Raw genomic sequence first — 20,769 nt, 5'->3', positions numbered from 1 at the left:
GGCCGGTCTGGTTCGAATCGTCGTCGATGGCCTGCTTGCCGAGGATGATCAGCTGCGGCTGTTCCTTGTCGACCAGCGCCTTCAGCAGCTTGGCCACCGCCAGCGGCTGCAGCTCTTCGCCCGACTCAATCAGGATCGCGCGGTCCGCGCCGATCGCCAGCGCCGTGCGCAGCGTTTCCTGCGATTGCGTCACGCCGCACGACACGGCGATCACTTCGGTCGCCACGCCCGCTTCCCTCAGACGAACTGCTTCTTCAACCGCGATTTCGTCGAACGGATTCATCGACATCTTCACGTTCGCGATGTCGACACCCGTGCCGTCCGATTTCACCCGGACTTTCACGTTGTAATCGACCACTCTCTTGACGGGCACAACAATCTTCATGGTTCCCTCTCCAGTCGTTTGAACGCTAGTGTGCTTACTCAAACCTGGAGTTGGAATTCGGCATTCTGGAACGCCGCATTTCAGTCGCTCGAATGCATACGCAAGCCAAAACGGAAAGGATCTGCGCGTGAATCCGCACCGACAAATCCCGTTAACCCCAGCCTAAACGTGTCTTCCGCAATCAGTAATTGAGCGACGACTTTTGCTGATGCACGCTATCACTCATCAAAGCAAGGTAATCGATTGGCCCTGCTTAGCGCGACGGCTATCCGTTTTTATCAACCTACCAAAACTCGTCATCATGTCAGTCAACTGGCCGGAAACAATCTTCGAGCACTTCAAAGCCGCTGACGTGCGGCAAGTGGCATACGTGCCTGATGCGGGGCACAAACGTCTTATCGAACTCTGTGAAGCAGATGCCGAAATCCATGCGGTTTCGCTGACCACCGAAGAAGAAGGGGTGGCCATGATGGGCGGCGCATGGGTCGGTGGCCAGCGCGGCGTACTGCTGCTGCAGTCGAGCGGCGTGGGCAACTGCATCAATATGCTCTCGCTGCAACACGAATGCCGCATGCCCATCGTAATGCTGGTCACCATGCGCGGAGAGTGGGGCGAATTCAATCCCTGGCAAGTCGCCATGGGCAAATCGACCCAGGAAGCCCTCGAATCGGCCGGCGTTTATGTCTACCGCGCGGATGATCCCGCCGAGGTCCCTGAGACCGTGCGCGCCGCGCTGAATTTCGGCTACAACACCTCCCGGATGGTCGCTGTCCTGATCGGACAGCGCGTTATCGGCACCAAGAACTTTAACAAGTGAGTACGAACATGACTCAGCAGACGACGCCCCTGAACCGTCGACTGACGGTGAAGCGGATTCTCCGCGATCGGCAGCAGGACGTTCTGGCAGTGACCAGCCTTGGGAATCCGACCTTCGATGTGGCCGCCGCCGGCGACACGCCACAGAACTTCTACCTGTGGGGTGCGATGGGCGGTGCCGTCACCTTCGGTCTCGGTCTTGCGCTGGCACAACCCGAGAAACGCGTGATCGTGTTCGTTGGCGATGGCGAAATGATGATGGGACTGGGATCGCTGGCAACCGTAGGCGTCGATCGGCCGGCCAATCTCTCCATCGTCGTTATCGACAACGAACACTATGCGGAAACGGGCATGCAGTTGGCCCACGCGGGACGAGGCGTGGATATCACTGCAATCGCGCGCGCCGCTGGATTCGAAAAGGCGACGACAATCTATGCCGAAGGCGAGCTCGAAGAATATGTCGACGTCATTCTCAAAGCCAAGGGTCCTGTGCTCGCCACGGTAAAGGTCGGAACCGATCCCGAGCCCACCTCCCTTCCGCCCCGGGATGGGCCGTATCTGCGCAGCCGTTTCCGAGAAGCGCTGCTCGGCGCCAAGGCGCACGCCAGCCAATAAGCGCCAAGGCGCGGATTCCTGCAGGAAAGCGGTGGAGCGGCTAGCTACCGCCCCACCGCTTTCCTCGCTCCCGCCACGGATTACACCCCCTGTACAATCGGGATCACTGTGACTTCACGCTGATCCTCTTATGCCCGCCAAGGCCTATTCCGATATGTTGGTGGAGGTCTTTCGACAGCTGGACCGGCAGCCCGAGATGCTCGAGCGCGTCTTCGATTGTTTTCCGGACGTGCTGTACTACATCAAGGATGCCCAGGCGCGCTATCTTTCCGTCAATCAAACGCTCATCAACCGAAGTGGGATGGCGCGCGACGATGTGATTGGCCAGACGGCCGACCAGCTATTTCCCGTGACCGGTGCAAGCACCAACGCGCAAGATCTGAACGTTATCGAAAGCCAGTCTCCGATTGTCGATCGTCTGCGCCTCTACTCGTCCGGATCGGGGCATCGATACTGGTGCCTGAGCTCCAAGTTCCCGGTACTCAACGAAGACGGGCAAGCGATCGGACTGATCGGCATCTCGCGCGATCTGCCTCGCCCCGACGAACGGCACCACGGCTACCGCCGCTTACTGGAATATCTGGATTATCTGGAACAGAACCTCGGACAGAACATCCTGGTCACTGAAGCGGCGGAACGCGCCTCCATCTCTGTCGATACGTTGGAACGTCTGACCCGTGAAGTGTTTCATCTGACGCCCAAGCAACTGCTGATGAAATTGCGGATCGACCACGCGTGCAAGCTGCTCGAAACGACTGACAACAGCATTACGGATATCGCGACGGACTGCGGCTACGCGGACCACAGCGCTTTTGCGCGACAATTCAAGTCCGCCACGCACCTCACGCCCCGACAGTATCGAAACGCGCGAGGGCGTGGCCTGCATCCACACTGATCAACCGCCTGCCGGGCGCTAGTAAACACCCTCTTCGATCACAAGTTGGCCCGAAGTGAGCCGCGCCGGCGATAGCGGCGAGAGGTCCAAAGTTCTGAACTCGCCGAAGGTCAGCAGTTCAGCCATTGCACGACCGACGCCCGGACTGTGCATCATGCCGTGACCGCTGAAACCGGCCGCCACGAACGAGTTTTCCGGGCCCGACTGACCGACGATGCCGTTCTGGTCGAGGATGTTGTATTCGTAGTAGCCAGCCCATGCGTGTTCCACGCGTAGCGCCTCAAACGCAGGGATCCGCTCTGCCAGCGTCGGCCAGATGATCTCGTCAAACTCGGAAAATTGCACGTCTAGCGGCAGGTTATCCAAATCCATCTCCGCCGAGGGCGAGACGATGCACAGGAAATGGTTCTGCTCCCTACGCAGGTACACGCCAGACGTATCGATCAGGATCGGCATATCCGGGATCGACGTCGGGCATGACACGACGAACGCCGAACGCCGTCTTGGCCGAACCGGCAGATCGACAGCGACGCTTTTGGCAAGAGGCGCGCACCACGCTCCGCCAGCATTCACGAACGTGTCCCCGGAGATTTCCCGCCCATCCGTCAGTTCGACATGGGTAATCCGGTTTCCGCGTGTACGGTAACCCGCCGCTTCACCCGTAGCGAAATGAACACCCGCCTCACGCGCACGGGTTCTGAACCATTGCATAACGCTGTAGCCATCGAACCAGCCTTCGCCTGCAAGGCCTTCAACGGCATAAGTCAGATCGCCGACGTTCATCCACGGGTAGCGCTGCTGCAACGCTTCAGCGGAATGTTCCTGCAGCTCGACCCCTAACGATCTGGCGAGCGAGCTCCGCCGACGTAGCACGCTCTCCTGCTGCGCATTGCCCACGAACAGATAGCCGCAATCCACCAGATCGACACCGGCACCGTACCGCGCCTTCTCCCGCTCGCAGGAGGAGAAGAAGTCATAGCCGAACTGCGACAACTGAATGCAAATAGGCGTTGAGAACTGCTGCCGGATCGAACTGGCCGAGAGCGATGATGACGCGATCTGATAGGTCGGATCTTTTTCGATCACCCAGATCTCACGTCCGGGCGTCTTCTGGAGGCTCAGGAAATACGCGATTGAACAACCAATTGCACCACCACCCGTGATGACAATCCTTTCGCTCATGATTCACCTTCGAAGGCTCGTTGGGCTCCTGAGAGCCGAGCAGTGTGTGGATAACGGACTATCAGACCGCTACAGTTTCGAGGCTTTGACACGTGGCGCGAATCCGGCTCAGCGCTTCGTTCAGGTCGTCGAGTGATGCGGCATAAGAGAGTCTGAAGTACGGCGAGAGCAGAAAACCGGAACCTGAAACCACCGCCACGTTCGCCTCTTCCAACAAGTACATGACGAAGTCCTGGTCGTTCTCCAGAAGCCTGCCGCTCGGCGTACGGCTTCCAATGACGCCATGGCAGCCGACAAATGCATAAAAGGCGCCTTCAGGCTCGTTACTGTGGAGTCCCGGAATGTCGCTCAGCGTTTTGACCACAAGCTTCCGGCGTTCGTCGAAAGCCGATCGCGATCGCTCTACGAATGACTGATCACCATTGAGTGCTTCAATCGCAGCGTATTGCGACACCGACGACGCACTGGTGACAATCTGCCCTTGCACAAGATTCATGGCCCGGATGAGCGCAGCCGGTCCGGCGGAATAGCCAATCCGCCAGCCTGTCATCGAGTACACCTTGGAGACCCCATTGATGATGAGCGTCCGCTCCTCCAACTCTGGCGCCACGTTCAAAATATTGACGAACGGGCTTCCGGTATAGATGAGCTTTTCGTAGATGTCGTCCGACAGCACCCATACATGGGGATGTCGACGCAGTACTTCCGCGATGGTGCGGAGTTCCTCAACCGAGTAAACCGCCCCGGTCGGGTTCGACGGCGAATTCAGCATCAGCCACTTGGTACGCGGCGTGATCGACGCCTCAAGCTGGGCCGCCGTCAATTTGAACCCTGCCGCTTCATCGCACGCCACAACGATGGGCGTCCCCGTCGCCATTTTGACGATCTCCGGATAGGAGACCCAGCACGGTGCGGGCACGATCACTTCATCGCCCGGATTGAGGGTCGCGAAAAAAGCCGCGAAAATCGCCTGTTTCGCACCAACCGACACGCTGACGCCATCGACTGGGTAGTCGACGCCGTTGTCGCGCTTCAGTTTCGCGACGATCGCCTCGCGCAACTCCCGGATACCCGCGGCCTCCGTGTAGCGCGTCTTGCCTTCGCGCATCGCACGAATCGCTGCTGTCTGGATGTTCTCGGGCGTGTGAAAGTCTGGTTCGCCTTGCGACAGGGAAATAACGTTCTTCCCGGCACGACGCAGTTCTGCCGCTTTTGCTGCCATTGCCATCGTCTGCGCAGGGGCAATCTGGCCAATGCGGTCTGCAATGAAGCCCATTGTGTTCATTCCGTTCGTTTTTAAAAAGCCTACCGTGTGAACCGGGGCTGCCTGTCAGTGGTGCCCCGGAACACGCACGTTTACAGACGTTCAGCCACTGCCTTCATTTGCAGGAACTGCAAAAGGTAATCAGGACCGCCCGTCTTGGTATCGGTACCCGTGAGGTTGAAACCGCCGAACGGCTGAACACCGACCAGCGCGCCCGTACACTTGCGATTGAAGTACAGATTGCCGACGTGGAAATCACGGCGGGCTCGTTCGATGCGACTGCGGTCGTTCGAGAAGAGCGCGCCAGTCAGCCCGTAGACCGTGTCATTGACCACCGCCAGACCTTCGTCGAAATCCTTGACGCGGATCGCGGCGACGAACGGTCCGAACACTTCCTCTTGTGCAATGCGCGCGCGAGGCGAGACGTCGCCGAAGATGGTCGGCTCAATCAGATAGCCCGCTGCATTTTCCACGGCCTTGCCACCCGTCAGCAGCTTGCCCTCGGTGTGACCGATATCGATGTACGACAGCACCTTCTTGTACTGCAGTTCATTGCACACCGGGCCAAAACTTGGATTGTCCTTGGCCTCACTGACAACGAGTTCCTTCGTCTTCGCAACGACCTTCTCGAGCAATGCGTCGTAGACCGAATCCACCACGATCAGACGCGAGCAGGCCGAACACTTCTGGCCGGAATAGCCGAAGGCTGCCTGGATCACCGCAGTCGCTGCGCCATCGAGGTTGGCCGTCTCATCGACAAGAATCGCGTCCTTGCCACCAAGCTCAAGAAAAACCCGCTTGAACCATTTCTGGCCCTCGGCCAGCTTTGCAGCGGACTCGTTGATCTGGGCACCGGTTGCGAGCGAGCCCGTGAAGTTGATGAAGCGCGTCTTCGGATGGGCGACCAGATACGAACCGATCTCGCGTCCGGTACCCGGCAGATAATTCACCACGCCGGGCGGCAGTCCTGCTTCGGCGAAGATGTCGAAGATCTTCGCCAGTGATACCACCGTATCTTCCGCAGGCTTGCAAACGACCGTGTTACCCACCACGATCGCACCGACCGTCATGCCGGTCATCAATGCCATCGGGAAATTCCACGGCGAAATCGTCACACCCACGCCCAGCGGGATGTAGAAGCTCTCGTTCTCCTCACCCGAATAATCAATCAGCGAACCGAGGCCGCCGACGTGCTTGATCGCCTGACGTGCGTAGTACTCGATGAAGTCGATCATTTCCGCGACTTCGGCACTTGCTTCGACATAGTTCTTGCCGATTTCATAGACCAGCCACGCCTCGAGCTCGCGCTTGCGCCTGCGCATGATTGCCGCGGCCTTCAACATGACGCGCGATCGATCCTCCTGGCTCCAACGCTTCCACGATTCGAAGGCCGCCCAGGCTGCTTCCAGCGCGGCGTCCGCGTGCCGCGTCGTCGCCTTGGCGGTATAGCCGACGATCTCGTCCGGATTCGACGGATTCGTTGAGACGAGTGTCGCTTCGGTCTGCACGCGCTCGCCATTGATAACCAGGGGATAGGTCTTGCCAAACTCGGCACGCACCTTTTTCAGCGCCTGCTGCATGTCTGCTTTGGCACTTTCGGTGTCGAACAAATCGAACGGCTCGTTCTTGAACGGCGCAATCAACATCGCTTTCTCCAGATTGGATGGTTTGGGGTGCTCTGCCGCTCTGACGAACGCGGCACGCTACCGTGAACCGATTGTCCAGCGCGAAATTGTTCCGGTCTTGATCTAGTCGCCGTTTATTTTGCGGAGTTTTGCATACTTATAGAAACACGGATTATCCAAATCATCTCCAATAGCCCTCTACTATTGAGACTTCATAAAATTTTATGGAGAACATCGTAAATACCGATTTGCGGAGTTCTGCTATTTGCTACACTGAATCAACGGGGCATCTTTTCATTCGGAGCACGTATCATGGCCATGCATTTCGATCTGGTTGATCTTCGTCTCATCACATGTATTGCTGAGACGGATAGCTTGACGCGTGGTGCCGAGCGGTTTCATATGTCGGTACCCGCAGCAAGCACCCGGATCAAAAATCTCGAAGAAAGCATGGGAGCAAAACTGCTGTATCGGACCAGCCAGGGGGTGACCCTCACCCCACCGGGTCAGGCGTTCCTACACCACGCGCGGGTCGTCCTGTCGCAGCTCGAGCAGTTGCGCGGCGACATGCAGGAGTACGCGCGCGGTGTCAAAGGTCATGTGCGAATCTTTGCGAACACGACTGCCACCACTGAATTTCTTCCTAACGACCTGCGTGACTTCCTCGCCGAGCATCCCGATGTGAACGTCGAGCTTCGCGAACGGTTGAGCCATGACGTGGTGCGTGCGGTCAGTGAAGGCACGGCGGACGTCGGGATAGTGGCGGGGAATGTCCGGCCCGAATCGCTGAAAGTCCTGCCGTACCGCTCGGACCGGCTCATATTGGCCGTGTCGGAATCACACCCCCTGGCCGGAAAATCGTCCATTCCATTTGAGGAAGCAACCGGGTTCGACTTCGTCGGGATGCCGGAAGCAAGCGCGATTCACACCTTTCTGAACCGCGTAGCAAGCGACATGCACAAGAAACTTCAGGTGCGAATTGAAGTAGGTAACTTCGAAGCACTGTGCCGAATGATCGAGGCCAACGTCGGGATCGGCGTGTTGCCTTGCTCGTCAGCAGTACGCTACGTCAAAACCATGAACATCCGGCTCGTTGAAATCGAGAACGACTGGGCGACGCGCAATCTACTGATCTGCGTGCGCAACCTTGACCTGTTGCCATCCTTCGCGCGGGAACTCGTCGACCTCCTCACGCAGAAGTGCAAAACCGAGCGCGAGTCCCAGCCGGCCTGAACATCAGCAGTTAGTCTGCGTTTAAAGCCCTCTTCTCCAGACACAAATTGTAGTCAGCAGGCGGGTGCGTCAATCTAGCGTGAACGACGCTACCCGACGCCCCCATGACTGCTGAACTCAACTATCTTCGCACCTGGATCGGCCGCACTCAGGCTGAGCGCGAATTCGTCTCACCACGTCTTGCGCAACAACTCGCCGCTACGCTGGACTATGAGGACGTCCCGCATACCGGCTGTCCATTGCCTCCGCTGTGGCACTGGGCGTTTTTTCCTCACATTGTTTCGCAGTCACAGGTGGGCGCGGACGGACATCCGACACGCGGTGGATTCCTGCCGCCAGTGCCACTGCCCAGACGCATGTGGGCTGGCAGCCGCGTCCGGTTCGAGCGTCCACTCGTGGTCGGCAGCGAAGTCACCAGGACGTCGCAGATTCTTGACGTCGCGGCCAAGGAAGGACGCACCGGAAAGCTCGTTTTTGTACGTCTGCGTCACGAACTGGAAGACCTCGAAGGTCCGCTGATTTCCGAGGAGCAGGACGTTGTGTACCGCGAGTCCGCGACGACTGCGTACACCGCGGCAACCGGCCCGACCGCGCCGACGGATTTCACATGGAAACGGGAGATCGTGCCCGACCCGGTGCTGCTCTTTCGCTACTCCGCAGATACCTTCAACGGCCACCGCATCCACTATGACCGCACCTACGCCCATGAGCAGGAAGGCTATCCGGCGCTGGTCGTTCACGGACCACTGACTGCGACGTTGCTGATCGACCTCGTCCGGCGCAGTGTTCCCGGTGAATCGATAGCTTCTTTCTCATTCAAAGCGGTCAACCCGCTGTTTGACCGGGCCCCGTTTCATCTCTACGCGGCCCGTGCCCCTGGATCGACCGAAGTGAAGCTCTGGGCGGCCAATTCCGATGGCGTGTTATGCGTCGATGCCGAGGCGACGCTAACGGCACCCGCGTATGTTCTTCAAAAATAAACTCTGAGGAGTAGAGACAAGTGCTGGCTAACGTTGACCCCTATCAGGACATTCGCGAAGCGGTTCGCGATCTGTGTTCCAACTTTCCCGCCGAGTATTTCCGCAAAATCGACGAGGAACGAGCCTACCCCGAGGCGTTTGTGCAAGCCCTAACCGACGCCGGTTGGCTGGCAGCCCTTATTCCGCAGGAATATGGCGGCTCGGGGCTCGGACTGACCGAAGCTTCGGTGATCATGGAAGAGATCAACCGCAGCGGTGGCAATTCCGGCGCGTGTCACGGACAGATGTACAACATGGGGACACTCCTCAGGCACGGCTCCGAAGAACAAAAGGCCCGGTACCTTCCGAAAATCGCCAGCGGAAAGTTGCGGCTTCAGTCGATGGGCGTGACCGAGCCGACGACCGGCAGCGACACCACGAAGCTCAAGACAACCGCGGTTCGCAAAGGCGACAAATACGTCGTCAACGGTCAGAAGGTGTGGATCTCCCGGATCCAGCATTCCGATCTCATGATCCTGCTCGCGCGGACCACTCCGATCGATCAGGTCGCCAAGAAATCCGAAGGCATGTCGATATTTCTGGTCGACCTGCATCAGGCAATCGGCAAAGGCATGACCGTTCGCCCCATCCCGAACATGGTGAATCACGAGACTAACGAACTTTTTTTCGACAACCTCGAGATCCCCGTCGAAAACCTGATCGGTGAGGAAGGCAGAGGCTTCAAATACATCCTCGATGGCCTGAATGCCGAGCGAACGTTGATCGCCGCTGAATGTATCGGCGACGGCTACTGGTTCCTCGACAAGGTCTGTAAGTACGTCAAGGAACGCGTCGTCTTCGGCCGCCCGATCGGACAAAACCAGGGCGTGCAGTTTCCGATCGCCCGCGCGCACGTCAACGTCGAAGCGGCGAGCTTGATGCGATATAAGGCCTGCGAGCTTTTCGACGCCAAACAACCAGCCGGCGCGCAGGCCAACATGGCAAAGCTGCTCGCCGCGGACGCTTCCTGGGAGGCCGCGAATGCGTGCCTGCAGTTCCACGGCGGCTTCGGTTTTGCGAACGAATACGACGTCGAACGCAAATTCCGCGAAACACGGCTTTATCAGGTCGCACCGATCTCGACCAATCTTATTCTTTCGTATGTAGCCGAGCATCTGCTCGGACTGCCACGTTCTTTCTAAGGGGAAAGACATGAAACCGCTGGACGGCGTCAAGGTCATCACCCTCGAACACGCGATTGCAGCACCGTTTTGCACCCGTCAACTTGCAGATCTTGGCGCACGCGTGATCAAGGTCGAACGCCCAGGTGTCGGGGACTTCGCACGTGCCTACGATGAGCGCGTGCACGGCATGGCCTCGCACTTTGTATGGTGCAACCGCTCGAAGGAGAGCCTCACGCTAGACGTCAAGGCCCCGCGGGCGCAGGATATTTTCGAGCGCCTGCTTGAGGACACCGACGTGCTGGTGCAGAACCTGGCACCCGGCGCCGCGGCGCGACTGGGGCTGTCGTATGAGGCGTTGCGTGACAAGTATCCCCGCCTGATTGTCTGCAACATCTCCGGTTACGGATCCGATGGTCCCTATCGGGACAAAAAGGCATACGACCTGTTGATCCAGAGTGAGTCCGGGTTCCTTTCGATTACCGGCGGCCCGGACTCACCGGCAAAAGCCGGCTGCTCCATTGCTGACATCGCTGCAGGGATGTACGCCTACACGAACATCCTCTCCGCGCTTCTGCAACGATCGAAGACCGGCTTGGGACGAGAAATCGATGTCTCGATGCTCGAGAGCATGGTGGAGTGGATGACGTACCCCCTCTACTACGCGTTCGATGGCGCATCCCCGCCACCTCGTGCCGGCGCCGCTCACGCGACCATCTACCCCTATGGCCCCTTCCCCGCCGGCGATGCAAAGACAGTCATGCTGGGATTGCAGAACGAGCGTGAATGGGGTGTCTTCTGCGCGCAGGTTCTGCTGGAACCCGAGCTCGCCATCGATCCTCGTTTCAGTTCCAACTCGAAGCGGGTGGCAGCACGCGAGGAACTGCACGAAATCATTGTCGCCGCTTTCAGCAAACTGACTTCGGAAGAAGTCATCAGTCGGCTGGATAGCGCGCAGATCGCCAACGCGCGAATGAATGATATGCCCGACGTGTGGTCGCATCCGCAGCTTAAGGAACGCAATCGCTGGGTGAACATCGACTCACCTGCCGGTTCCATTCCCGCCCTGCTGCCGCCAGGCATCAGTACAGCATCCGATGTTCGACTGGACGCCGTGCCCGCGTTAGGCCAGCACACCGAAGCCCTTTTGAATGAACTGGGCTTTTCGACCCATGCCATCCGCGAGCTTCGTGAAGCGGCCGTGATCTAACTCCCCAGTTAAGGTAAGCCTGTTATGAGCAACACACAGATTCTTGCTTCGTTTGCGGCCAATCTCAAGTTTGAACAGATCCCCAAAGACGTGGTGGCACGCACGGAAGACCTCTTCCTTGACTGGTTCGGATCAGCACTGGCTGGCCGCGAAGCGCGCCCCGTCGAGACGATCCAGAAGTACGCATTCGCTTTCGGGCCGCAGTCCGGTCCCTGCGAAGTACTGATCTCCCGCCGAACGACCAGTCCACTCTTCGCGGCAATGATCAACGCCGCAGCATCGCACTTCGCTGAACAGGACGACCTTCACAACAGTTCGGTCCTGCATCCGGCAACCGTCGTCTTCCCCGCAGCGTGGGCCGCCGCACAAGCGCTTGGCAGAAGTGGCAAAGAGTTCATCGCAGCGTCTGTCGCAGGCTATGAAGTGGGCATCCGTGTTGGTGAATTCCTCGGCCGGTCGCACTACAAGATTTTTCATACCACCGGTACGGTCGGGACGATCGCGGCTGCGGCAGCAGTCGGTAATCTTTTGCGATTGAGCGACGAGCAGATGGTGAATGCGTTTGGCTCCGCCGGCACCCAGGCAGCCGGACTCTGGGAATTTCTGAAAGACGCCGCAGACTCCAAGCAACTGCATACGGCCAAGGCTGCGGCGAACGGTCTTCTCGCAGCCTACCTGGCGGCCGACGGCTTCACCGGTGCGAAGGACATCTTCGAGGGCGCGAAAGGCATGGGGGCGGGCATGTCCACGCAAACGCATCCGGACAAACTCGCCGAAGCGCTCGGCGAGCGCTGGGCGCTGATCGAAACGTCTTTCAAGTATCACGCTTCCTGCCGGCACACCCATCCGGCGGCCGATGCTCTGCTGCAGGTTATTCAGCGCGAGAAGCTCGCGCCGGATGACATCGAGACGGTGGTGACTCATGTTCACCAGGCTGCAATTGATGTCCTTGGACCGGTAACCGATCCTCAGACGGTCCATCAGGCAAAGTTCTCCATGGGCACCGTGCTCGCTCTGGTAGCGAAATTCGGCCACGCGGGCGTACGTGAGTTCGACGACCATTACAAGGAAAGCAGGATCGCGCACTTCTGCAAGAAAGTCTCGATGGTGCTCGACCCTGAAGTCGATACGGCCTATCCGTCACGTTGGATTGGGAAGGTCATCGTTCAGACGAAGGATGGCCGCACCTTCGAGGGCCGCGTGGATGATCCCAAGGGCGATCCGGGCAACACGCTCACGCGCGCTGAACTCGAGCGCAAAACGATGACGCTGGGTTTGTATGGCAATGCGGCTACCGAAGACGAACTCAAGCGCTCAATCACATCGGTATGGACGATTACCGATGCAACCGTCGTACCCAAACTGCTCCCCGAATCGAAACTGGAGGCCCAACATGGCTGACCTTGCACCCCGCTCCTATCTCTTCGTTCCCGGCAACCGACCGGACAGGTTCGCCAAGGCGGCTGCGTCGGGTGTCGATGTGGTCGTTATCGATCTGGAAGATGCAGTGCCTCCTACTGAGAAGAAGATCGCGCGGGCGGCCCTCGCCGAGTGGCTTTCGACAAACAGTACGCCGGTGGCAGTGCGGGTAAATGATGTGAATAGCGAGTGGTTTCGCGACGACATCGCCGTATGTCGTGCGCCATCCGTCGCCGCCGTCATGCTGCCCAAGACGGAACGCATCGACGATATCTTCCTGTGCGAGTTCGCGGGCAAGCCGACCGACATCCTGCCGATGATCGAGACCGCTCAGGGTTTTCGGAATGTGGTCGCTATCGCCCAACACCGGCTGACCACCCGACTCGTATTCGGCAATGTGGATTTCCAGCTCGACCTCGGCATTGACGGCGACGATGAGCAGCTTCTGTACTTCCGCTCACAGATCGTCTTCGCCTCTCGCATCGGCAACCTGCTGCCGCCGGTGGACGGGGTCAGCACCACACTCGACGATCCCGAGCAAATCACCCGCGACACGATCCGTGCAAGGCGGCTCGGCTTCGGCGCCAAGCTTTGTATTCATCCCAGGCAGGTGGCCGCAGTCAATGCCGCGTTCATCCCCAGCGAGAAGGATGTCGAATGGGCGCAGCGGGTTGTCGAAGGCGCAGCTGCATCCCACGGCGCGGCCGTTGCTGTAGACGGCCGCATGGTAGACAGGCCGGTCATTTTGAAGGCGCAGGAAATCCTGGCTGAGTCCCAGCGACGTCTGCCCCTTGGCGCCTGATTCAACCTCAATTGGAGACGAGAGTCATGCAACGATTTGAGATGTATATCAACGGCGAATCTTGCCCGTCAACTTCGGGCGAATGGTTCGATACGGAAAATCCGTTCACGGGAGAAACCTGGGCACAGATTGCAAAAGGCAACGGGACCGACGTCGATCGGGCTGTGCAAGCGGCGCATACCGCATTCAGTACAGGACCATGGTCACAGATGTCTCCGAGCCAGCGAGGCCTGCTGCTTCATCGGGTCGGCGACCTGATCGCACGAGACGCAAAGCGGCTTGCCGAGCTCGAAGTTCGGGACAACGGCAAGCTCATGGCGGAGATGCTCGGCCAGTGCCAGTATTTGCCCCAGTGGTATTACTATTTTGGCGGTCTGGCGGACAAGATTCAGGGCGCCGTCATTCCGCTCGACAAGAAGGGATACTTCAACTTCACGCGGAACGAACCGTTGGGCGTCGTCGCCGCGATCACGCCGTGGAATTCGCCCCTGCTACTGGCAACATGGAAGATAGCGCCCGCGTTGGCCGCAGGTTGCACGGTTGTGATCAAACCGTCCGAGTTCACTTCGGCGTCCACGATCGAGTTTGCGAAACTCTTCACCGAAGCCGGCTTTCCGCCGGGCGTGGTGAACGTCGTGACCGGATTCGGTACGGACGTCGGCTCGCCTTTGGTGGAACACCCCCTGGTCAAGAAGATCACGTTCACCGGCGCAGATTCCACAGGCCGCGCGATCAACGAGGCGGCAGCACGTCAATTCAAACACGTTAGTCTCGAACTCGGCGGCAAGTCACCCAACATCGTGTTCGAGGATGCCGATCTGGAAGACGCAGTGAATGGCGCGGTTTCCGGCATCTTCGCCGCGACCGGACAGACCTGTATTGCCGGCTCGCGGCTGTTGTTGCAAGAAAGCATCTACGACTCGTTCGTCGACAAACTCCTGACGCTGGCACGCACCGCAAAAATGGGGGATCCGTCGAGCATGGATACACAGGTCGGGCCGGTAACGACGCGTCCTCAATACCAGAAAGTCCTGTCTTACATTGAAACCGCGAAGCAGGAAGGCGCGACGTTGCTGCTCGGTGGAAAGCCAGGCAGTGCACCGGAATGCGGCAATGGCTGGTTCGTCGAGCCAACCATTTTCGGTGACGTCAACAACAGAATGCGGATCGCACAGGAAGAAGTCTTTGGTCCTATCCTGTCTATCATCAAGTTCAAGGACGAAGACGAGGCCGTTGCACTGGCCAATGATGTGCGCTTCGGTCTGGGCTCAGGGGTCTGGACGAAAGATATCGGCCGGTCCATTCGTGTCGCTGAAAAGCTGCAGGCCGGCATGGTCTGGGTGAACAGCTATCGCGCAGTAAGCTACATGTCGCCGTTCGGCGGCTACAAGGATTCGGGACTCGGTCGCGAGAACGGTATCGACGCGATCCGCGAGTATCTGCAAACCAAAAGCGTCTGGATCAATACTGGGGTCAAGACTGCAAACCCGTTCGTCATGAGATAAAACTGACGATGCCCCGCGGCAGGCCGCGGGGCAGTTCTGAATTAGATTGGGGTAACCGGAATAACGAATGGATCACACGGAAAGCGTGTATCAGGACTTGATGCCTTGAGTTGCCTTGGTACTCGGCGCCCGAACCTCCAACGTGACCCCAGCGCCTTCGTTGACCGTCTTGAAGTACGTGAAGCCGCTTCGATCAGGGAGACGCCCACGTGCCAGAACATCCAGTCCGGCGTTCGCAGCCTGTTCCTCTGCTTTATCGCAGCTCTCGACAGAGAAGCCGAGATGAAAAACACCCTCGCCGCGTGACTCCAGGAAACGTCGTTGCGGCGTGTCTCCGTCCCCTGGCTGGCAAAGCTGCAGCTGGGCGTTGTCGATGTTCGCGAACTTATAACGCATCTTCAGAAAGGCTGGACGATCGTAGCCGTCCAGTTCGTACGCATCCATCAGCGGAAAATCTGTCCACGGACCGACTCCGATCGACTCGTAATACTTCACGGCCTTCTCAATGTCACGAACCACGATGCAGACGTGATGCAGCTTCTGAAACATGGGCAGCTTTTCCATCGTGTGTTTCACTCCTGGTCAGTTTCGATGCTGGGCCACAGAAGCTTTCGAATTCAGCTGCGGCCCGACGTCACGCCGGATCATCCCGCCTTCGCAATCTTCTTCGGCGTGTACGTTTCTGCCGCATCATCATGCGACTGGCCGACGGCCGGGTTCCATTGGAAGCCGGAACGGGCCACCACACCTGGCTTCAGACGTTGGTCAAGACCAAAGTCCGCAAAGGGATGGAAGAACAAGGGCTCCGTGCTCTCGAGCGTGCGTAACCGCGCTGCGTAGGAGTCGAGGTACGCTTGCCGCTCCGCGGCGCTCACGCGGCCAGGCATCCACGACACATGCGGCGGCAGCACATCGAAGCCAAGGTAATTGAAGATCCCGTTGTGGATCGGCCATAGAATGTGATTGATATCACCGTCGACACCGTCCGGTTCGTAAAGGCTCGCGGCCGTTCCCGTCGTGGTCGAGACCATCGCCTTGCGGCCCCTGAACATTCCGGTCTCGTATTTTCGCCCGGTCGCATAGGCGAATCCGCGGGTCATCACGCGATCCACCCAGCCCTTCAGAATCGCCGGCATCCCGAACCACCACATCGGATACTGGAAGATGATCAGATCGGACCAGAGCACCTTCTGCTGCTCGGCGTAAACAGCCGGCGTCGGTTTCGTGGACGTCCCGAACATATGTTCCTGTTCCGCCGAGAGATCGAGGAAGTCAGGGTTGAGACGCTCACCCACGAAGTCTTCGACGCCGAGCTCGGGCCGCCACTTCAGTTGATACAGGTCGGTTACCTGAACCTCGTGCCCCTGCGCTTTCAGGGTCGAGACAGCCGTATCTTTCAGCGCACCATTGAACGACTTGGGTTCGGGGTGAGCGAAAACGATGAGCACTTTCATGCGAAAACTCCACAAAAAACCAGTTCATTGAGCGTGCGGGCCGGTGCCCTGCACTTGAATTCGTTCCGCATATGCCGCCATCGTCCCGTGCAGTCCCAGTAGGCAGGCTCATGGATCGGCCCTCATTCTGGAACGCAATCCCATGGCGACGATCGATTCGGTTTACAGCATTCTGGATCTTTGCTAAATTCCCGTCTTGAGAGGGCTCGGCTAATTTTCGCGGAATTCTGCACATTTCTTAAGGATATACGCCCCTACGTAGGCCGGAGAACCCCTTTCCGCAATGGCGCTCAACTCACCGCAGGGCACCATCACTCTGCGGAGAACTGCCGCAATTCGCCTGCCTCGAACCTCGAAAGGGGGGCGAGCACCACGCGCCCTTCAGATCACCGCTCAGGCGGCATCCAGTTGGGCGGTGTCGCCCTCCAGATACGCCGCCCGCACAGCAGGGTTGGCCAGCAACTCAGCGCCGCTCCCGCCGAGGGCGATCTGTCCGTGCTGGAGCACGTACCCTCGATGCGCAACGCGCAAAGCGTGATGAGCGTTCTGTTCGACAAGCAGAATCGTCATCCCGAGCTGCTCGTTCAACTCCTTGATGACCGAAAAAATCTTCTTGATGAAGATCGGCGCGAGACCGAGCGACGGCTCATCGAGCAGGAGCAATCTCGGCCGCGACATCAATGCGCGTCCTATCGCGAGCATCTGTTGCTCCCCTCCCGACAGCGTGCCGGCACGCTGCGAGGCTCTGCTCCTCAGGATCGGGAACATCTCGTACATGCGCTCGAGATCATCCGCGGTCCTGCGGTTGCCCGATGTATCGCCCATTAGGAGATTCTCGAGCACGGTCATCCGCTGAAAGATACGGCGCCCTTCGGGCACAACCGCAATGTCGAGTTTGCCGATCGCATGCGATGGCAGTTTCGAAATATTCTGTCCGTCGAATTCGACGTTGCCGCCGCTGGCCCGTGGATGGCCGAAAATGGTATTCATCAGCGTCGACTTGCCTGCGCCGTTCGCGCCGATCAACGTGACGATCTCACCGGTCTTCACACTCAGACTGACCCCGCGTAGTGCCTGGACGCTGCCATAGTGGGCACTGAGTTCGGTAATCTTAAGCATGAGCTGATTTCTCCTGCGATGCTTCACCGAGTGACGATGTCTCGTCGTCCTCGCCGAGGTATGCGCTGATCACCTCAGGATTCACCTTGATGTCAGCAGGCAAGCCTTCTGCAATTTTCTTCCCGTGATTGAGCACGACAATATGGTCTGAAACCTTCATGACGACGCTCATATCGTGCTCGATCAACAATATCCCGATGCCCTGCTCCCTCGCGAGCGAGGTCAACAACGCGGTGAGTTCTGCCGACTCGCGCGGATTGAGACCGGCAGCCGGCTCATCCAGACACAGCAGAATGGGGTCCGCACACATCGCGCGCGCGATCTCGACGCGACGCTGCACCCCATATGGCATGTCGCCAGCAGGTTTGTTAGCTATATCCCGAACGCTTAAGCGTTCGAGCCACGTCAAAGCGTTGTCTATCGCCTTGTCGTTCGCGCGTCGAAATGACCGCGCGTTGAGTGCGCCAGCAATCGAGAACCTAGACGCGTCCTGCAACACATTGTGCTGGGCGATCATCAGGTTTTCGAGCACGGTCATACGCGGGAACAGCCGTATGTTCTGGAACGTTCTGACGACCTGGCCAATCCGCGTCACGTCGACATTCTTCATCGCATCCAGCCGAAGTTTCCCATGACGGGGATGCCCCAACGTGATGGCGCCTTCGGTCGGCTTGTAAAAGCCCGTCAGGCAGTTAAAAAATGTCGTCTTTCCGGCCCCGTTCGGCCCGATCACCGACGTCACCTCTCCTGCGCGCGCCGTCATGGACAGGTCTTCGATCGCGCGAAGCCCGCCAAACTGCATTGTGAGATTCTCAACGCTGAGCAGCGAAGTGGATGCGTTCATGGCTTTGCCTCCACGCCGGGCGCGCTGACAGTCGCACGGCGATGGCTGATCAGCCCGCCGGGCCGCACGACCATGATAAACACCATTGCAATACCGAAAAGCAGCATTCTGTACTCGGAGAAATCACGCCCTAACTCGGGCAAAATCACCAGCAAGGCTGCCGCAAGGACGACGCCGAGCTGGCTTCCCATACCGCCGAGCACCACGATCGCGAGAATCGTGGCCGACTCCGAAAATGTGAAGCTCTCTGGCGAAATGAACCCCTGCCGTGCGGCGAAGAACACGCCGGCGAATCCTGCCAGCATTGCACCAGTCGCAAAGGCAGACAGCTTCACATTCGTTACGTTGATCCCCATTGCTTTGCAGGCGATCTCGTCTTCGCGCACCGCTTCCCACGCGCGCCCAACGGGTAGCCTTCTGAGCCGCGAGACGAGCAGGTTCGTCAGCAGCGCGAGTGCGAGGATGAGGTAGTACAGAAAGACGACTCGCTGGCCAGGCGAGTAATCAAGGCCAAACACGGTCGCGAAGGTCGGACCATCGCCAGTTGCCTGCATGGGGAGCCCGAAGAAGGTCGGCTTCGGAATGGACGAGACGCCGTTGGGTCCGCCTGTCACGTCGCCCCAATTCACGAGTATCAACCGTATGATTTCCCCGAATCCGAGCGTGACGATGGCCAGATAATCGCCTCTGAGCCGGAGGGTCGGGTAACCAAGCAACATGCCGAACGCCGCAGCGAGGCCGCCGGCGATCGGCAAACACTGCCAGAAACCAAAGCCGAAATGCGTCGATAACAGGCCGTATGTGTACGCGCCCACCGCATAGAACGCAACATAACCGAGGTCCAGCAGCCCCGCCAGACCGACGACGACATTCAAGCCCCAGCCAAGCATGACGTAAATCAGTACGGTCGTCGCTGTATCGACGACGTAGCGGTTTCCGGCGAACAACGCAGGCAACAACACGGCGAACGCCACGCATCCGGCGCCGGCCCAGACAAGCGAGCCATTACCCGCAACTTGAGGAGCGGGCCTGGCGCGCGACCGACGATTTGAAAAAAGACTAAAACGCTGCAGCAAAAGCTGCATGACGAGGCGCCCGGCAAATGCGATCGCGATGAAAGCCGCCAGCAGCGCCCATCGCGTCTGAACCTCGAGACCATTGCTGCCATCTCGCGTCGTCAAACCCAGCATAGGCAAGCCGACGAGGCCGGCGACCAGCGCCGCGCCAAGTGCATCCTTGACGCGAAAATGTAGATTCGTTTCTTGCATGACTGTCGAACTCATCACACCTTCTCCACTTCGGGTCGGCCAAGAAGCCCGGATGGACGAAACATCAAGACCACAATCAGGATTACGAACGTGGCCACATCCTTGTATTCGGGCGAGAGGTAGGCAGCCCAGAATGCTTCGATCAAACCGATGATCACACCGCCCAGCATTGCCCCGGGAATCGAGCCAATTCCGCCGAGCACGGCTGCGGTAAACGCCTTGATACCGGCATCGAATCCAATCGAGAAGTCGATCACGCCGTAGTAAAGCGTGACCATGACGCCTGCGACGGCTGCGAGTGCGGCGCCGATCATAAACGTCAGGGCGATGATCCGATCCACGTTGTAACCGAGGAACTGCATCATCCGTTGATCCTGCTCACAGGCTCGCTGCTGCCTGCCAAAAGGTGTTTTATTGATGAACAACGTGAAGGCGCACATCAGCAGAATCGTTACTGCAACGATGAGAATTTGCACGTACGAAACGTATGGCCCGTGAAATTGTTCACCCGAGAAAAGGTTCACCCCTCCGGTCACAAGCGGCTGGATGGACTTGACTCGTGCGCCTTGAGTAAGCTGAACCATGTTCTGCAGGAAAATCGAAATCCCGATCGACGAAATCAGCGGCGCAAGACGATTGGATCCGCGAAGCGGCCGATAACCGACACGTTCGACGGTCCAGCCGAATACGGACGTCAGTGCGATAGATACGATCAACGTAATTGCAATGCTCGCCACGACTGACGAGATTCCGCTACCAGCAAGCAGCGTGAAGCAGGTCACGGCGATGAAGGCGCTGACCATATATATATCGCCGTGAGCGAAGTTGATCATGCCGATAATGCCGTAGACCATCGTGTAGCCGATCGCGATCAGGCCGTAGACGGCGCCCAAGGTCAGCCCGTTAATCAGTTGTTGCAGTGCCTGGCTCATGTCCTCTCCGGTGAATCTGCTACAGAGGCGGCGCAGTATAGCGACGCACCGCCTCTTTCCT

General features: G+C 58.5%; 20 protein-coding genes. 10 read left to right on the top strand and 10 right to left on the bottom strand.

Translation table 11 applies throughout. The features are described from left to right. Positions 1–385, bottom strand: a 385-nt coding sequence (locus tag GNZ13_RS45260) for an electron transfer flavoprotein subunit beta/FixA family protein (RefSeq protein WP_172177286.1), incomplete at its 3' end; no start/stop codon positions are given. 301 nt (positions 386–686) lie between these two features. Between GNZ13_RS45260 and GNZ13_RS45255 the strand changes: the two genes are divergently transcribed. From GNZ13_RS45255 to GNZ13_RS45245, 3 genes are all read left to right on the top strand, one after another. Further along, complete coding sequence (locus GNZ13_RS45255; RefSeq protein ID WP_074283245.1) at positions 687–1,202, top strand: thiamine pyrophosphate-binding protein; 516 nt, start codon at positions 687–689, stop codon at positions 1,200–1,202. An 8-nt stretch (positions 1,203–1,210) separates the two neighbouring features. Beyond that, positions 1,211–1,816, top strand: coding sequence for a thiamine pyrophosphate-dependent enzyme (locus tag GNZ13_RS45250; protein ID WP_172177284.1), 606 nt, complete (start codon positions 1,211–1,213; stop codon positions 1,814–1,816). Positions 1,817–1,946: 130 nt separating this feature from the next. Further along, positions 1,947–2,711 carry a helix-turn-helix domain-containing protein gene (locus GNZ13_RS45245; RefSeq protein WP_172177282.1) on the top strand — a complete coding sequence of 255 codons (765 nt, stop codon included), beginning with the start codon at positions 1,947–1,949 and terminating at the stop codon, positions 2,709–2,711. 18 nt (positions 2,712–2,729) lie between these two features. Here the strand turns inward: GNZ13_RS45245 and GNZ13_RS45240 are convergent, their stop codons facing one another. The 3 genes from GNZ13_RS45240 to pruA all read right to left on the bottom strand — a co-directional run bounded on the left by GNZ13_RS45240 (position 2,730) and on the right by pruA (position 6,803). After that, positions 2,730–3,893 carry an NAD(P)/FAD-dependent oxidoreductase gene (locus tag GNZ13_RS45240; RefSeq protein WP_172177280.1) on the bottom strand — a complete coding sequence of 388 codons (1,164 nt, stop codon included), beginning with the start codon at positions 3,891–3,893 and terminating at the stop codon, positions 2,730–2,732. A gap of 61 nt (positions 3,894–3,954) precedes the next feature. Beyond that, a complete protein-coding gene (locus tag GNZ13_RS45235) occupies positions 3,955–5,169 on the bottom strand; it encodes a pyridoxal phosphate-dependent aminotransferase (RefSeq protein ID WP_172177278.1) in 1,215 nt (404 codons plus the stop codon). Between the two features lie 80 nt (positions 5,170–5,249). Further along, positions 5,250–6,803, bottom strand: a complete 1,554-nt coding sequence (gene pruA, locus GNZ13_RS45230) for an L-glutamate gamma-semialdehyde dehydrogenase (protein ID WP_172177276.1) — start codon at positions 6,801–6,803, stop codon at positions 5,250–5,252. Positions 6,804–7,094: 291 nt separating this feature from the next. Between pruA and GNZ13_RS45225 the strand changes: the two genes are divergently transcribed. The 7 genes from GNZ13_RS45225 (at position 7,095) to GNZ13_RS45195 (ending at position 15,091) form a co-directional block, all read left to right on the top strand. Beyond that, positions 7,095–8,015, top strand: a complete 921-nt coding sequence (locus GNZ13_RS45225) for a LysR substrate-binding domain-containing protein (RefSeq protein WP_172177274.1) — start codon at positions 7,095–7,097, stop codon at positions 8,013–8,015. A 104-nt stretch (positions 8,016–8,119) separates the two neighbouring features. Further along, on the top strand, positions 8,120–8,995 hold the full coding sequence (locus GNZ13_RS45220; RefSeq protein ID WP_172177272.1) for an FAS1-like dehydratase domain-containing protein: 876 nt from the start codon (positions 8,120–8,122) through the stop codon (positions 8,993–8,995). A gap of 20 nt (positions 8,996–9,015) precedes the next feature. Next, the gene (locus tag GNZ13_RS45215) at positions 9,016–10,176 is read left to right on the top strand and encodes an acyl-CoA dehydrogenase family protein (protein ID WP_172177270.1); all 1,161 of its coding nucleotides are present in this window, start codon (positions 9,016–9,018) and stop codon (positions 10,174–10,176) included. A 10-nt stretch (positions 10,177–10,186) separates the two neighbouring features. Continuing rightward, positions 10,187–11,365, top strand: a complete 1,179-nt coding sequence (locus GNZ13_RS45210; protein ID WP_172177268.1) for a CaiB/BaiF CoA transferase family protein — start codon at positions 10,187–10,189, stop codon at positions 11,363–11,365. Positions 11,366–11,389: 24 nt separating this feature from the next. Then, positions 11,390–12,766 carry an MmgE/PrpD family protein gene (locus GNZ13_RS45205; protein ID WP_172177266.1) on the top strand — a complete coding sequence of 459 codons (1,377 nt, stop codon included), beginning with the start codon at positions 11,390–11,392 and terminating at the stop codon, positions 12,764–12,766. Continuing rightward, positions 12,759–13,586, top strand: a complete 828-nt coding sequence (locus tag GNZ13_RS45200; RefSeq protein WP_172177264.1) for an HpcH/HpaI aldolase/citrate lyase family protein — start codon at positions 12,759–12,761, stop codon at positions 13,584–13,586. Before GNZ13_RS45205 ends, GNZ13_RS45200 begins: the two co-directional genes overlap by 8 nt. 26 nt (positions 13,587–13,612) lie before the next feature. After that, positions 13,613–15,091 (top strand): aldehyde dehydrogenase, encoded by a 1,479-nt coding sequence (locus tag GNZ13_RS45195; RefSeq protein WP_172177262.1) that lies wholly within the window; start codon positions 13,613–13,615, stop codon positions 15,089–15,091. A gap of 90 nt (positions 15,092–15,181) precedes the next feature. Here the strand turns inward: GNZ13_RS45195 and GNZ13_RS45190 are convergent, their stop codons facing one another. From GNZ13_RS45190 to GNZ13_RS45165, 6 genes are all read right to left on the bottom strand, one after another. Next, complete coding sequence (locus tag GNZ13_RS45190; protein WP_172177260.1) at positions 15,182–15,655, bottom strand: VOC family protein; 474 nt, start codon at positions 15,653–15,655, stop codon at positions 15,182–15,184. An 80-nt stretch (positions 15,656–15,735) separates the two neighbouring features. Further along, on the bottom strand, positions 15,736–16,545 hold the full coding sequence (locus GNZ13_RS45185; RefSeq protein WP_172177258.1) for an NAD(P)H-dependent oxidoreductase: 810 nt from the start codon (positions 16,543–16,545) through the stop codon (positions 15,736–15,738). Between the two features lie 393 nt (positions 16,546–16,938). Continuing rightward, entirely contained in the window at positions 16,939–17,664 is a 726-nt protein-coding gene (locus GNZ13_RS45180; RefSeq protein ID WP_172177256.1) for an ABC transporter ATP-binding protein, read from the bottom strand. Continuing rightward, a complete protein-coding gene (locus GNZ13_RS45175) occupies positions 17,657–18,508 on the bottom strand; it encodes an ABC transporter ATP-binding protein (RefSeq protein ID WP_172177254.1) in 852 nt (283 codons plus the stop codon). The genes GNZ13_RS45180 and GNZ13_RS45175 overlap by 8 nt, the downstream gene beginning before the upstream one ends. Further along, complete coding sequence (livM, locus tag GNZ13_RS45170) at positions 18,505–19,791, bottom strand: high-affinity branched-chain amino acid ABC transporter permease LivM (protein WP_172177252.1); 1,287 nt, start codon at positions 19,789–19,791, stop codon at positions 18,505–18,507. The genes GNZ13_RS45175 and livM overlap by 4 nt, the downstream gene beginning before the upstream one ends. Next, positions 19,791–20,708 carry a branched-chain amino acid ABC transporter permease gene (locus GNZ13_RS45165; protein ID WP_172177250.1) on the bottom strand — a complete coding sequence of 306 codons (918 nt, stop codon included), beginning with the start codon at positions 20,706–20,708 and terminating at the stop codon, positions 19,791–19,793. The genes livM and GNZ13_RS45165 overlap by 1 nt, the downstream gene beginning before the upstream one ends. Between the last annotated feature and the right edge of the window lie 61 nt (positions 20,709–20,769).

The organism is Paraburkholderia elongata (assembly GCF_013177735.1).
Taxonomy (GTDB): Bacteria; Pseudomonadota; Gammaproteobacteria; order Burkholderiales; family Burkholderiaceae; genus Paraburkholderia; species Paraburkholderia elongata.
The sequence above is the reverse complement of the archived record's forward strand: the minus strand, read 5'-3'. Positions and strand labels throughout refer to the sequence as shown.